This is a genomic window from Pseudomonas sp. 15C (assembly GCF_055484735.1).
In genome coordinates this window covers 33,264-47,014 of sequence record NZ_JBUDGD010000035.1, presented here as the reverse complement: position 1 = coordinate 47,014, position 13,751 = coordinate 33,264, and the positions used below count along the sequence as shown (strand labels likewise).

Annotated in this window: 12 protein-coding genes; all 12 read right to left on the bottom strand. The window is 61.7% G+C overall.

The genetic code is table 11. The features are described from left to right. From ACYYKW_RS17990 to mraZ, 12 genes are read right to left on the bottom strand one after another with little or no spacing between them, the layout of a single operon-like run. On the bottom strand, positions 1–975 hold the full coding sequence (locus tag ACYYKW_RS17990; RefSeq protein ID WP_464990712.1) for a D-alanine--D-alanine ligase: 975 nt from the start codon (positions 973–975) through the stop codon (positions 1–3). Then, positions 972–2,432 (bottom strand): UDP-N-acetylmuramate--L-alanine ligase, encoded by a 1,461-nt coding sequence (gene murC / locus ACYYKW_RS17985; protein WP_090286114.1) that lies wholly within the window; start codon positions 2,430–2,432, stop codon positions 972–974. The genes ACYYKW_RS17990 and murC overlap by 4 nt, the downstream gene beginning before the upstream one ends. Continuing rightward, positions 2,425–3,495, bottom strand: coding sequence for an undecaprenyldiphospho-muramoylpentapeptide beta-N-acetylglucosaminyltransferase (gene murG, locus ACYYKW_RS17980; protein WP_464990711.1), 1,071 nt, complete (start codon positions 3,493–3,495; stop codon positions 2,425–2,427). The genes murC and murG overlap by 8 nt, the downstream gene beginning before the upstream one ends. Further along, positions 3,485–4,702, bottom strand: a complete 1,218-nt coding sequence (ftsW, locus tag ACYYKW_RS17975; RefSeq protein ID WP_090286119.1) for a putative lipid II flippase FtsW — start codon at positions 4,700–4,702, stop codon at positions 3,485–3,487. Before ftsW ends, murG begins: the two co-directional genes overlap by 11 nt. Further along, positions 4,699–6,045, bottom strand: coding sequence for a UDP-N-acetylmuramoyl-L-alanine--D-glutamate ligase (gene murD, locus ACYYKW_RS17970; RefSeq protein ID WP_464990710.1), 1,347 nt, complete (start codon positions 6,043–6,045; stop codon positions 4,699–4,701). The genes ftsW and murD overlap by 4 nt, the downstream gene beginning before the upstream one ends. Before the next feature lie 5 nt (positions 6,046–6,050). Further along, positions 6,051–7,133: a phospho-N-acetylmuramoyl-pentapeptide-transferase gene (gene mraY, locus ACYYKW_RS17965; protein ID WP_090286123.1), complete on the bottom strand. Its 1,083-nt coding sequence runs from the start codon at positions 7,131–7,133 to the stop codon at positions 6,051–6,053. Further along, positions 7,133–8,500 (bottom strand): UDP-N-acetylmuramoyl-tripeptide--D-alanyl-D-alanine ligase, encoded by a 1,368-nt coding sequence (locus ACYYKW_RS17960; RefSeq protein ID WP_464990709.1) that lies wholly within the window; start codon positions 8,498–8,500, stop codon positions 7,133–7,135. Before ACYYKW_RS17960 ends, mraY begins: the two co-directional genes overlap by 1 nt. Next, positions 8,493–9,956, bottom strand: coding sequence for a UDP-N-acetylmuramoyl-L-alanyl-D-glutamate--2,6-diaminopimelate ligase (locus ACYYKW_RS17955; RefSeq protein WP_464990708.1), 1,464 nt, complete (start codon positions 9,954–9,956; stop codon positions 8,493–8,495). The genes ACYYKW_RS17960 and ACYYKW_RS17955 overlap by 8 nt, the downstream gene beginning before the upstream one ends. Further along, entirely contained in the window at positions 9,956–11,695 is a 1,740-nt protein-coding gene (locus ACYYKW_RS17950; protein ID WP_203422138.1) for a peptidoglycan D,D-transpeptidase FtsI family protein, read from the bottom strand. Before ACYYKW_RS17950 ends, ACYYKW_RS17955 begins: the two co-directional genes overlap by 1 nt. Further along, positions 11,695–11,988, bottom strand: coding sequence for a cell division protein FtsL (gene ftsL / locus ACYYKW_RS17945; protein WP_016773269.1), 294 nt, complete (start codon positions 11,986–11,988; stop codon positions 11,695–11,697). Before ftsL ends, ACYYKW_RS17950 begins: the two co-directional genes overlap by 1 nt. Beyond that, the gene (rsmH, locus tag ACYYKW_RS17940; RefSeq protein WP_418951622.1) at positions 11,985–12,932 is read right to left on the bottom strand and encodes a 16S rRNA (cytosine(1402)-N(4))-methyltransferase RsmH; all 948 of its coding nucleotides are present in this window, start codon (positions 12,930–12,932) and stop codon (positions 11,985–11,987) included. Before rsmH ends, ftsL begins: the two co-directional genes overlap by 4 nt. Next, positions 12,929–13,384: a division/cell wall cluster transcriptional repressor MraZ gene (gene mraZ, locus ACYYKW_RS17935; RefSeq protein ID WP_090286131.1), complete on the bottom strand. Its 456-nt coding sequence runs from the start codon at positions 13,382–13,384 to the stop codon at positions 12,929–12,931. The genes rsmH and mraZ overlap by 4 nt, the downstream gene beginning before the upstream one ends. Positions 13,385–13,751: the final 367 nt, after the last annotated feature.

Here is a 13,751-nt window from a genome sequence, read left to right as displayed (position 1 = left end):
TTAACCTCGCGCCTCTTTATTGCCGGCGTCTTCAACGCTGGCCGCCAGAATGGCCAGTACCAGTTGCTGGAAATCCAGACCGGCGGCACGCGCCGCCATCGGCACCAGACTGTGATCGGTCATGCCCGGTGCGGTATTCACTTCGAGGAACCAGAACTGCCCGTCGGCATCCTGCATCACATCCGCCCGGCCCCAACCGGCAATACCCAGCGCCTCACAGGCCTTGGCCGTGAGATCCATGAGTTCCTGCTCCTTGGCGGCATCCAGCCCGCACGGAATGCGGTACTGGGTATCGTTGGCGATGTACTTGGCGTTGTAGTCATAGAACGAGTGCGGTGTCCCCAGGGCGATAGGAGGCAACACCTGGTCACGCAGAGTGGCGATGGTGAACTCCGGACCTTGAATCCATTGCTCGACCAACACTTGTGAATCGTAGGTACTGGCCGCTTTCCATGCGTCGATCAACTCGGACGCAGAACTCACTTTGGCCATCCCGATACTTGAACCTTCATGCGCCGGTTTGACGATCAAAGGGAAGCCCAGTTCCGTCGCTGCCGAAATACAATCGGCTTCGCTGCACAGCACGGCGTGACGTGGCGTCGGAATCCCGAGGCTGTGCCAGACCTGCTTGGTGCGCAGTTTGTCCATGGCCAGTGCCGAGGCCAGAATGCCACTGCCTGTGTACGGAATGCCCGCGCATTCGAGCAGGCCTTGCATGCTGCCGTCTTCGCCGCCGCGACCGTGGAGAATGATGAACGCACGGTCGATCTTTTCGCTGAGCAGACGCTGCAGGAAGTCGTCGCCGACATCGATGCCGAACGCGTCCACGCCAGCGCTTTGCAGCGCCTCGAGCACGGCGTTACCGGATTTCAACGAAACCTCACGCTCGGCACTCAGGCCGCCGAAGAGCACGGCGACGCGGCCGAAGTCTTTCGGCGCGATGGTGGAAAACAGCTTGGCGTAGGCAGCAGTCATTTCAACTTCCCCTCGACCGACGCCGCCACGGCGCCAGCGAACAATTCACTTTTCAACAGCTTCGGCGCGAGCCCGCCGATATCACCGGCGCCCTGGCACAGCAGGATGTCGCCGGCACGCAGCAGCGGCTTGACCAGCGGCGCGAGGTCGACGCCACGCTCGATGTAGATCGGGTCGAGCTGGCCGCGCTGACGGATGCTGTTGCACAGCTTGCGGCTGTCGGCGCCGGGGATCGGCTCTTCGCCGGCCGGATAGACTTCCATCAGCAGCAGCACGTTGGCGTCGGCCAGTACATTGACGAAGTCGTCGTACAGATCGCGGGTGCGGCTGTAACGGTGCGGCTGATACACCATCACCAGACGGCGCTCCGGCCAGCCACCGCGCACGGCTTTGATCACCGCCGCGACTTCGGTCGGGTGATGGCCGTAGTCGTCAACCAGCATCACGTTGCCGCCGTCGACCGGCAGTTCGCCGTAGACCTGGAAGCGTCGACCCACGCCCTGGAAACCCGAGAGCCCCTGAACGATGGCTTCATCGCTGACGCCCTCGTCGGTGGCAATACAAATGGTCGCCAGCGAGTTGAGCACGTTGTGGTTGCCGGGCATGTTCACCGACACTTCCAGCGGCTCGCGATCCGGGCGCAGCACGGTGAAGAACGTCTGCATGCCTTGCTGGCGAACATTGATCGCGCGCACGTCGGCGTCTTCGCTGAAGCCATAGGTCACGGTCGGACGCTTGACCAGCGGCAGGATTTCACGCACCACCGGATCGTCCAGGCACATCACCGCCAGCCCGTAGAACGGCAGGTTGTGCAGGAATTCGACGAAGGTTTTCTTCAGTTTGTTGAAGTCGCCGTCGTAGGTCGCCATGTGATCGGCGTCGATGTTGGTGACCACGGCCACCAGCGGCTGCAAATGCAGGAAGCTCGCATCGCTCTCGTCGGCTTCGGCGATCAGGTAACGGCTGGTGCCGAGCTGGGCATTGGTGCCCGCGGCATTCAACCGGCCACCGATTACAAAGGTCGGATCGAGGCCACCGGCAGCAAACACCGAAGCGATCAGGCTGGTAGTCGTGGTTTTACCGTGGGTACCGGCGACGGCGATGCCGTGGCGATAGCGCATCAGCTCGGCGAGCATTTCCGCACGCGGTACCACCGGGATGCGGCGCTCAAGCGCGGTCGCGACTTCCGGGTTGGAGGTGTTCACCGCGCTCGACACTACCAGCACATCAGCGGCCGCAGCGTTCTCGGCACGGTGACCAATGAAGATCTGCGCGCCGAAGGATTCCAGGCGCTCGGTGACCGGCGAGGCTTTCAGGTCGGAACCGGAGACTTGATAGCCCAGGTTCAACAGCACTTCGGCGATACCGCACATACCCACGCCGCCGATACCGACGAAGTGGATGCGGCGGATGCGGCGCATTTCCGGTTGTGGCATGGCTTTCTGATTCTCAACCATGGGCCACCTCCAGACAGGTATCGACCACGCTACGGGTGGCATCGGGTTTGGCCAGACGGCGGGCCGCTTGGGCCATTGCTTCGAGTCGTTGCGGTTGCATCAAGACCTCTGTCAGGCGCGCGGCAAGGTCCGCGGCGCCAGTCGTTCTTTGCGGCATCAGGAAGGCAGCGCCTTCGCGAGCCAAATAATCGGCGTTGCGGGTCTGGTGATCGTCGATCGCGTGGGGCAAAGGCACCAGCATCGAGGGCAGACCGGCGGCCGCCAGCTCACTGATGGTCAGCGCGCCTGCGCGGCACACCACCAGGTCAGCCCAGCCATAGGCTTGAGCCATGTCTTTGATGAACGGCTGCACCTGCGCTTCCACACCCGCGGTGCGGTAGCGCTCGGCAGTCACTTCATCGTGATTTTTGCCGGCCTGATGAAACACTTCCGGGCGCAAATCGGCAGCGACCTGGGCCAGGGCTTCAGGCAGCAATTTGTTCAACGGTTCTGCGCCCAGGCTACCGCCAAGGATCAGCAAACGCGCTTTGCGTCCGGCCAGAGCAGGACGCGAGGTATCGAGGAACAGCTCGCTGCGCACCGGATTACCGGTGGTACGGCGGCTGTCCGACAGAGTAAAGGTGTCGGGGAACGCTTCACACACTCGGGCGGCGAACGGCACCAGCAACCGATTGGCGGTGCCGGCGACGGCGTTCTGCTCGTGAACGATCACCGGCACGCCGGCCAGTTTCGCGGCGAGGCCGCCGGGCCCGGTCACATAACCACCGAAGCCGACCACACACACCGGCTTCAGGCGACGCATGATTGCCCGTGCCTGCCACACCGATTTCAGCAACATCAACGGTGCCCTGAGCAACGACAGTTTGCCCTTGCCGCGCAGGCCGCTGGCGTTGATCCGGTGCAACTCGAGACCCGCCGCCGGGACCAGTTCGTTTTCGATGCCGCGTGGCGTGCCGAGCCAGTGCACGGTGTAGCCGCGCGCCTGAAACTCGCGGGCACAGGCCAGCGCCGGGAACACGTGGCCGCCGGTACCGCCGGCCATGATCAATACGTTAGCGCCCATGAGTCGGCTCCTCGGCGAAGTCGCTTTCATGGAATTCCATCTCTTCGCTGCCCAGGTGGGTTCGACTCTCCCACTCGATGCGCAGCAACAAGCCCAGACAGGCGCAGCAGATCACCAGCGAACTACCGCCGTAACTGAGGAACGGCAAGGTCAGACCCTTGGTCGGCAGCAGGCCGACGTTCACACCGATGTTGATCAGGAACTGACCAATCCACAGGAACGACAGACCGTAAGCCACATAAGCGGCGAAGAACTGTTTGGCCTTCTCGGCCCACAAGCCGATGTACATGCCGCGAACACACACGAACACGAACAGCGCGACGGTGCACAGCGAACCGACCGCGCCGAGTTCTTCGGCGAGTACCGAGAACACGAAGTCGGTGTGCGCTTCCGGCAGGTAGAACTGCTTTTGCACGCTGTTGCCCAGGCCCACGCCCAGCCATTCACCGCGACCAAACGCGATCAACGCTTGCGACAGTTGATAACCGGCGCCGAACTGATCGGCCCACGGGTCGGCGAAGTTGGTCAGACGCGCCATCCGGTAGGGCTGCATCTGAATCAGCAAGACCACGGCACCGACCGCCAGCACCACCATCAGCGAGAAACGGAACAGCCCGACCCCGCCCAAAAACAGCATCGCCGCCGCCGCGCCCATCATCACCACGGTGGCGCCGAAGTCCGGCTCCATCAACAGCAGACCGGCCATCGGCAGCAGCACGATGAACGGCTTGAAAAAGCCCATCCAGCTCTCGCGCACTTCTTTCTGGCGACGCACCAGATAACCGGCGAGGTAGATCACCACAAACACCTTGGCGATTTCCGAGGGCTGCACGTTGAAGAAGCTAAAACCGATCCAGCGCATCGAACCGTTCACTTCGCGGCCGATGCCGGGGATGATCACCATCACCAGCAAACCGAACGCGCCGATCAGCATCATCCAGCCGAGGCGTTGCCAGGTGGCGATCGGGATCATCATGGTGACGATGCACGCGCCCAAGCCCAGCACCACATAAATAAGGTGGCGAATCATGTAATACAGCGGACTGCCCGACTGCGCCGCTGCCACTTCGGTGGATGCCGAGGCAATCATGATCAAACCGAGACCGAGCAGCGCCAGACACCCGGCGAGCATCGGGAAATCGAGGTCGATGCCACGCCCGGTGATCAACGGCGACGGGTACGGTTTGATGATGTTTCTAAGGTTCATGCCAGTTCCTCCACGGCGCGGACGAACTGGTGACCACGGTCTTCGTAATGCTTGAACATGTCGAAACTGGCGCAGGCCGGCGACAGCAGCACCACATCGCCCGGTTGCGCGACGGCACGGCATTGCGCGACAGCATCGACCAGCGAGGTCGCACGAATCAAGGGCACGGCATCGCCGATCGCTTCGCCGATCTTGTCCGAGTCGCGGCCCATCAGGACCACGGCGCGGCAGTTGGCCGCGACCGGAGCACGCAGGTCATTGAACTCGGCGCCCTTGCCATCGCCGCCGGCGATCAGAATGACCTTGCCGTCGATGTCCGCGCCCAGGCCTTCAATCGCGGCCAGTGCGGCGCCAACGTTGGTGGCTTTGGAATCGTTGTAGTAGGCAACGCCATCCAGGTCACGCACCCACTGGCAGCGGTGTTCGAGCCCGGTGAAGTTGCGCAGGGCCGACAGCATGGCGTCGAACGGCAGACCGACCGCATGGCCGAGCGCCAGCGCCGCTAGGGCGTTGGACTGGTTATGCGCACCGCGCACCTTCAGTTCACGCACCGGCAGCAAATTCTGGAATTCGAAAGCCAGGTATTTCTCGCCGCCCTCTTCACGCAGACCGAATGCCTTGAAATCCGGCTTGTTCAGACCGAAGGTCCAGCACGGCTGGCCCTCGCCGATCAACGGACGGCTCAGCGCATCCTGACGGTTGACCACGAACTGCTTCGCACCACGGAAGATCCGGTGCTTGGCCAAGTGATACGCCGGCAGACCGCTGTAGCGATCCATATGGTCTTCGCTGATGTTCAGCACGGTGGCGACTTCAGCGTTGAGCTGGTCGGTGGTTTCCAGTTGAAAACTCGACAGTTCCATCACGTACAGCTCGATGTCGTCGCTGAGCAGATCCAGCGCCGGCGTGCCGAGGTTGCCACCGACGGCGACGCGTTTGCCGGCCGCAGCGGCCATCTCGCCGACCAGTGTGGTGACGGTGCTTTTCGCGTTGGAACCGGTAATCGCGACGATCGGCGCCCGCGCGTTACGCGCGAACAACTCGATGTCGCCGGACATTTTCACGCCACGCGCCGCAGCGGCTTGCAGGGCCAGAGTCGCCAGCGTCAGGCCGGGGCTCACGTAGAGCTCGTCGGCACGGCAGAGGAATTCCACGTCCAGCTCGCCACAACGCACTTCCACGTGCGGATAGTCACGCTTGAGCGTGGCCAGTTCCGGTGGATTGTCCCGCGTGTCGGCGACGGCAAACGCCACGCCCCGGTTCGCCAGGAAGCGAACCAGGGACATGCCGCTCTTGCCGAGGCCGACAACGATGCGGAAGTGGTCAGAAGCGATCAGAGACACTCGTTCTACCTCAGCTTCAGGGTGGCAAGGCCAACCAGCACGAGAATCACGGTGATGATCCAGAAACGGACGATCACGCGCGGCTCGGGCCAGCCCTTGAGTTCAAAGTGGTGATGGATCGGTGCCATGCGGAACACACGGCGACCGGTGAGCTTAAAGGACGCAACCTGAATGACCACTGACAGGGTTTCCATCACGAACACGCCGCCCATGATGAACAGGACGATTTCCTGACGCACGATTACCGCAATGGTGCCCAGTGCCGCGCCGAGTGCCAGGGCGCCAACGTCGCCCATGAACACTTGCGCCGGATAGGTGTTGAACCACAGGAAGCCGAGGCCGGCGCCAATCAGCGCGCCGCAGAACACGATCAGCTCGCCCGCGCCCGGTACGTAAGGGATCAGCAGGTACTCAGCGAATTTCACGTTACCCGACAGGTAGCAGAAAATCCCCAGACCGCCGCCGACCATCACCGTCGGCATGATCGCCAGACCGTCGAGGCCGTCAGTCAGGTTGACCGCGTTGCTCGAGCCGACGATCACGAAATAGGTCAGCACGATGAAACCGGCGCCCAACGGAATGCTGTAGTCCTTGAGCATCGGCAGGATCAGCGTGGTTTCCACCGGGGTGGACGCGGTCATATAAAGGAAGATCGCCGCACCGAGGCCGAACACCGACTGCCAGAAATACTTCCAGCGGCTCGGCAGGCCACGCGAGTTCTTCTCGATGACTTTGCGGTAATCGTCGACCCAGCCGATGGCGCCGAACAGCAGGGTCACCAGCAACACCACCCAGACGTAACGGTTGCTGAGGTCGGCCCAGAGCAAGGTGCTGACACCGATCGACGACAGAATCAGCGCGCCGCCCATGGTCGGCGTACCGGATTTTGACAGGTGCGATTGCGGGCCGTCATTACGCACGGACTGGCCGATCTGACGGTTCTGCAGGGTGCGGATCATCCACGGGCCATAGCACAGCGACAAGACCAGCGCGGTCAGCACACCGAGAATCCCGCGCAGGGTCAGGTACTGAAAGACCGCGAAGCCTTTGTAGAACTGTTGCAGATACTCCGCTAGCAGCAGCAGCATTAATGTTTCTCCAGACTGGGCCCGCACAGAGCCGCAACGATGTTTTCCATCGCTGCACTGCGCGAACCCTTGATCAAAATGGTGGTGTTTGTGTCCTGCTCGGCGTCGAGGGCCTGGATCAGTTCGGCTTGCGTGCCGAAGTGATGCGCCTGTTCACCGAAAGCGTTCACGGCGTGGACCATGTTCGGCCCGACAGCGTAAAGCGCGGAAACCTTGCCTCGGGCGTACTCGCCCACGTCGCGGTGCCCCTGCTCCGCCCACTCGCCCAACTCGCCGATATCCCCGAGCACCAGGACGGTGCGGCCAGAAAAGCCGGCGAGTATATCAACGGCGGCGCACATCGAGGTGGGGTTTGCGTTGTAAGTGTCGTCAATCACGCGCATGCCGTTTTTCGCCAGTTGCGCGACGGTGCGGCCCTTGACCGGCTGCACGGCGCCAAGCCCGGTGGCGATGCCGAACAGCGACACGCCCAAGGCGTGAGCGGCAGCGGCGGCGGCCATGGCATTGGCGACGTTATGGGTGCCGAGCAGGTTCAACTGCACACGTTCGCTGCCTTGCGGTGTGTGCAGATTGAACGCCGGGCAGCCGCGCGCATCGGTGTTCAAGTCGCTGGCGTAGAAGTCCGCCTGAACGTTGCTCAGAGCGAAGGTCAACACTTCGCGAGCGCCTGCACGGGTCTGCCAGATGCCAAAAGCCTTGTCATCGAGATTGAGCACGGCGACGCCATCAGCGGCGAGGCCGTCGATGATTTCGCCTTTGGCTTCGACGATTTTTTCCGGCCCGCCAAACTCGCCAACGTGGGCGGTACCGGCGTTATTGAGGATCGCGACGTGCGGCTTGGTCAAGCCCACGGTGTAGGCGATTTCGCCGAGACGCGAGGCACCCAGTTCGATCACCGCCGAAGTATGCTCCGGGGCGAGTTCGAGCAGGGTCAGCGGCGCGCCGAGGTCATTGTTCAGATTGCCACGGGTGGCCAGCACCGGACCGCGGGTGCGCAGGATGCTCGCGAGCATTTCCTTGACCGTGGTCTTGCCGCTGGAACCGGTCACCGCTGCCACAGGCTGAGTAAAGGCGGCGCGGTTCAAGGCGCCCAACTGGCCCAGCGCCTGACGGCTGTCCTTGACCAGTAATTGCGGCAGCGTGCTGTCGGCGACTTCACGTTCGACCAGTGCAGCAACGGCCCCCTTGCCAGCGACATCGTTCAGATAATCATGACCGTCGAAACGCGGACCGGTCAGGGCGACAAACAATTGGCCTGGCTGGATCGCGCGGCTGTCGATGCTGACGCCATTGAAGCTGGCATCGCTGCCGATAAGACGGGCGTCGAGGGCGTTGGTCAGCTCGCTGAGTGTCAGGGCCTTAAGCATGGGCCACCTCCCACGCGGTCAGGGCATGATCGGCCTCGACCAGATCGGAGAAGGCATGGCGCACGCCGTTGATTTCCTGGTAGTCCTCGTGACCTTTGCCCGCTAGAACAATCACGTCGTCAGCCGTCGCGCCGGCAATCAATTGCGCAATGGCGTGGCCACGGCCGGCGACGAAGGTGACTTTATCCACAGCAGTGAAACCGGCGCGGATGTCATCAAAGATCACGGCCGGGTCTTCGGTGCGCGGGTTGTCGTCTGTGACCAATACTTTGTCCGCCAAACGCTCGACCACTTCGGCCATCAACGGACGCTTGCCGCGATCGCGATCACCGCCGCAGCCGAACAGGCACAGCAACTGACCTTTGACGTGCGGGCGCAGTGCGCTCAGGACTTTTTCCAGCGCATCCGGGGTGTGGGCGTAATCGACCACCACCAGGGGTTGTGTGCCGCCACCCAGACGCTGCATGCGCCCGGCCGGGCCTTCGAGTTTCGGCAGCACTTTGAGAATTTCGTCGAGGGCGTAATCCAGACCGAGCAAGGCGCCGACCGCTGCCAGTACATTGCTCAGGTTGAAACGCCCGAGCAGTGTGCTGCGCAGGTGATGTTCGCCCTGCGGCGTGACCAGGGTGGCGCGCACGCCGTGATCGTCGAACTGCGCTTCGCGGCAAAACAGGTAAGCGCTGCTGTCGAGCAGGCTGTAGGTGATCAAGCGCGATTCACGTTTTTCCGCCGCCAGTTGCCGACCGAAATCATCATCGAGGTTGACCACACGGCATTTCAGGTCATTCCAGGCGAACAACCTGGCCTTGGCCTCGGCATACGCCTGCATGGTGCCGTGATAATCCAGATGGTCGCGGGACAGATTGGTCATCACCGCCACGTCAAACGCCAGCGCGCTCACGCGGCCCTGATCCAGACCATGGGACGACACTTCCATGGCCACGGCTTTGGCACCGGCCTTTTTCAGGTCGCCCAGGGTTGCCTGCACGGCGATCGGATTCGGCGTGGTATGCAGACCGCTTTCCAGCGCGCCATAGAAGCCGGAACCCAGGGTGCCGACGATGCCGCAATGCTGGCCGAGCAGATCCAGCGCCTGCGCGACCAATTGGGTCACGCTGGTCTTGCCGTTGGTACCGGTCACACCGATCAGATTCAGGTGATGGCTCGGCTCGCCATAAAAGCGCCCGGCGATGTCCGACAACTGCGCCGCCAGACCTTTGACCGGAATCAGCGGCACATCGGTGATCGGCAGCACCGTGGCACCTTCTACTTCATACGCCACGGCTGCGGCGCCGCGTTGCAGGGCATCGGCGATGTGCGCACGGCCGTCGAATTTGCCGCCGGGCACGGCGAGAAACAGATCGCCGGCGCGCACGTTGCGGCTGTCCAGCGCCAATTCACGGATCAACAGATCGTGGCCGGCGTGGGGGAATATCTTGTTCAGACTCAATGACATCAGCCGCGCCCTCCATTGGCTTTCAGCGGAATGACCGGGGTAGCGTTGGCCTGTTGCGTGGTCGGCAGGTTATCCGGGGTCACGTTCATCAGGCGCAGGGTGCCGGACATCACACGGCTGAACACCGGCGCCGACACCAGACCACCGAAGTAACCGGCCTTGGTCGGTTCGTCGATCACGACGACGATGGCGTAACGCGGATCGCTCATCGGACCAAAGCCGGCGAACAGCGAGCGGTAGGAGTTTTCCGCGTAGCCTTTGGTGCCCACCGAGGTTTTACGCGCCGTACCCGACTTGCCGCCGACGTGGTAAGCCGGCACTTGCGCACGGAACACACCGCGCGGCGCTTCGATCACTTGCTGCAACATGCCCTGCATGGTTTTCGCCACGGCTTCGGGCAGCACTTGCGTGGTCTGCGGCATCTTGTCGGTTTTGATCAGGGTCAGCGGCGCCAGACGACCGTTGTTGGCCAACGCCGAGAATGCGTGCACCAGCTGGATCGCGGTCACGGAAATACCGTAGCCGTAAGACAAGGTTGCAGTTTCGGCCTTGCGCCATTCGCGGTAATTCGGCAGATTGCCGACACGTTCGCCGGGGAAGCCCAGGCCGGTGTCCTGGCCGAGGCCGACTTTTTGCGCGAGGCGGAAAATCGTTTCGCCGCCGATGTCGAAGGCGACCTTGCTCATGCCGACGTTACTGGAATTGATCAGAATCCCGGTCAGGTCGAGCACCGGACCTTCGCTCTTGGACACGTCTTTAATGGTGTATTTGCCGATCTGCAACGAGCCCGGATACACCTCGACGGTGTCGCTCGGTTTCCAGCGACCGGTTTCGATCGCCGCACTCATCGAGATGGCTTTCATGGTCGAACCCGGCTCGAACACGTCGATCATCGCGCGGTTGCGCATCATCGCCGGTTGCAGGTTTCGACGGTTGTTCGGGTTGTAGGTCGGCTGGTTGACCATGGCGAGAATCTCACCGGTCTTCACATCCATGATCACCAGACTGCCGGCCTTGGCGCCGTTCTCGATGATCGCGTTACGCAGCTCGCGGTTGGCCAGGTATTGCAAACGCAGGTCAATCGACAACGCCAAGGGCTTGCCGGCCTTGGCGTTTTTGGTGACCTGGACATCCTTGATCAGCCGCCCGCGGCGATCCTTGATCACTTGTCGTTTGCCCGGGACCCCGGCCAGCCATTCGTCATAGGCCAGCTCGACACCTTCGCGGCCGTGATCGTCGATATCGGTAAAGCCAACCATGTGCGCGGTGACTTCGCCGGCCGGGTAGAAGCGGCGGAATTCTTCGATGCCGTAAACGCCCGGCACTTTCAGGTCGAGCACAGCCTGGCCCTGCTCGGGGGTCAAGCCGCGCACCAGGTAAATGAATTCTTTATTGGCCTGGGCTTCGAGGCGTTCGGCCAGGGCCTTCGGGTCCTGACCCAGCGCGGCGGCAAGTGCCGGCCACTTTTCTTTGGCCGACTGCATTTCCTTGGCGTTGGCCCACAGCGTCGTCACCGGGGTACTCACGGCCAGAGGTTCGCCATTACGGTCGGTGATCAGGCCACGGTGCGCAGGAATCGGGATGTGCCGCAGACTGCGCGCGTCGCCCTGCCCCTTGAGGAAGTCACGATCGACCACTTGCAGGTCGATGATCCGCCAGCAGATCGCCGCAACCATCAGGCCGAGCAGCGCCACCATCAGGCGGAAGCGCCACGGGAACAGTGCGCCTTCGAGCTTCATCATGGCGCCACCATCTTCACGTCAGCCGCGCCGGGAATGTGCATTTTCAATTGTTCGGTGGCCAGCACTTCGATGCGGCTGTGCGCAGTCCAGGTGCTCTGCTCGAGAATCAGCCGGCCCCACTCGGCCTGCGCCTTGTCGCGCACGCTGAGTTCGTTATAAAGGGTGTTGAGCAACTGACGGTTCCAGTGCGCGCTGTACGACACGGCAATCGCCGAAAAAAGCACGCCGATAAACAGCAGCAGCATCAGAAAGCTGCCGCCAGGCAATGGCTTGGCGAAAAGCTTGCTCACCGCAACTTCTCCGCGACACGCATGACCGCGCTACGGGAACGTGGGTTGGCTTTGAGTTCGGCGTCGGAGGCCGTCTGCGCTTTGCCGTGGATTTTGATTTTCGGTTCGAAGGCAACGTGGCGCACTGGCAGGTTGCGCGGCAGATTGTCGGCCTCGCCCTTGACCAGTTTGCGCATGAACAGTTTGACGATGCGATCTTCCAGCGAATGGAAGCTGATCACCACCAGACGACCGCCGACTTCCAGCGCATCCAGAGCGGCTTCGAGGCCGGCTTCAAGATCACCCAATTCGTTATTGACGTGAATGCGCAAACCCTGGAATGCGCGGGTGGCCGGGTTCTTGCCCTTTTCCCACGCCGGGTTGGCGACTTTCAGTACTTCAGCCAGATCGGCGGTGCGCTCGAACGGCTTGATATCGCGACGCTCGACCACGGCACGGGCCATGCGCCCGGAAAAACGCTCTTCGCCGTATTCCTTGAACACCCGGGCGATTTCTTCAGCCGGCGCGGTGTTGACGAACTCGGCCGCGCTGATGCCACGGGACGGGTCCATGCGCATGTCCAGCGGGCCGTCGTTGAGGAAACTGAAACCGCGTTCGGCATCATCGAGCTGCGGCGACGACACACCGAGGTCGAGCAGAATACCGCTGACCTTGCCGGCCAGACCCTGTTCGGCAACCACCGAACCGAGCTCGGCAAAGCTGCGCTGCACAACGACAAAGCGGCCGTCTTCGGCCGCTAGCGTTTGCCCGGTGGCAATCGCTTGAGGATCCTTGTCGAATCCGATGAGCCGACCGTCCGTGCCGAGCTGGCTCAGGATCAACCGGCTGTGCCCGCCGCGCCCGAACGTGCCGTCCAGATAGCAGCCATCAGGACGTACGGCGAGAGCCTCGACGGCTTCGTCAAGCAGTACGGTGATGTGGTTAAAGCCGCTATCAATAGTCACAGGATCAAATCACGCAGTTCATCAGGCATCGCGCCCGGTTGTTGAATAGCAGCAAGGTCAGCGGCAGACACCGCGTTCCATGCATCCTCGTCCCACAATTGGAACTTGTTCAGTTGGCCCACCAGCATCGCGCGCTTATCCAGCCTGGCGTACTCGCGCAGACGCGGTGGAACCAGAAAACGACCACTGCCATCGAGCTCGAGGTCGACGGCATTACCAATCAGCAAACGTTGCAGGCGACGGTTCTCTTCGCGAAGCGAAGGGAGCGCGCGCAACTTGGTTTCAATGATTTCCCATTCGTCCAGCGGGTAGACACACAAGCACGGGTCGACAGCATCAATGGTCACGATCAATTGGCCGGAACTGCGCGAATCGAGCTCGTCACGGTACCGGCTCGGCATGGCGAGACGGCCCTTTGCATCGAGACTGATAGCGTTAGCTCCGCGAAACACGTCTGCGTTTCTCCAATTTTTATCGTTTTGAGCTCAAAAAACCCACTTCATGCCACTTTCCGCCACTTGCGCACACTATAGGAATGCGCCCACCACACCGTCAAGGCGCGGATTAAAGGAAAACCCTTACAGAACGGAGATTTAGCAGCTTAAAAGGAGGCACAACGAGAATCTGACGGGGGCTTTTGACCAATAACCTGATGCAGCACTGAAAGCTGCGCTCGGAAGTTAAAGTAGTTTGTTAAGAGTAAGATTTTTTTGGTATTACAAATGCGCTTCTGCTGTTGATTGAAGCGAGGTGGGAAATGGCTATTACCGCGTTTGCCGCTGCCGGATTTTCAGCCCAGGCCTGCTGATATTACACAGC

Coding starts and splice junctions, on each gene's coding strand:
- ACYYKW_RS17990 (WP_464990712.1), bottom strand. CDS start 975: ATGACTGCTGCCTACGCCAAGCTGTTTTCCACCATCGCGCCGAAAGAC.
- murC (WP_090286114.1), bottom strand. CDS start 2,432: ATGGTTGAGAATCAGAAAGCCATGCCACAACCGGAAATGCGCCGCATC.
- murG (WP_464990711.1), bottom strand. CDS start 3,495: ATGGGCGCTAACGTATTGATCATGGCCGGCGGTACCGGCGGCCACGTG.
- ftsW (WP_090286119.1), bottom strand. CDS start 4,702: ATGAACCTTAGAAACATCATCAAACCGTACCCGTCGCCGTTGATCACC.
- mraY (WP_090286123.1), bottom strand. CDS start 7,133: ATGCTGCTGCTGCTAGCGGAGTATCTGCAACAGTTCTACAAAGGCTTC.
- ACYYKW_RS17960 (WP_464990709.1), bottom strand. CDS start 8,500: ATGCTTAAGGCCCTGACACTCAGCGAGCTGACCAACGCCCTCGACGCC.
- ACYYKW_RS17955 (WP_464990708.1), bottom strand. CDS start 9,956: ATGTCATTGAGTCTGAACAAGATATTCCCCCACGCCGGCCACGATCTG.
- ACYYKW_RS17950 (WP_203422138.1), bottom strand. CDS start 11,695: ATGAAGCTCGAAGGCGCACTGTTCCCGTGGCGCTTCCGCCTGATGGTG.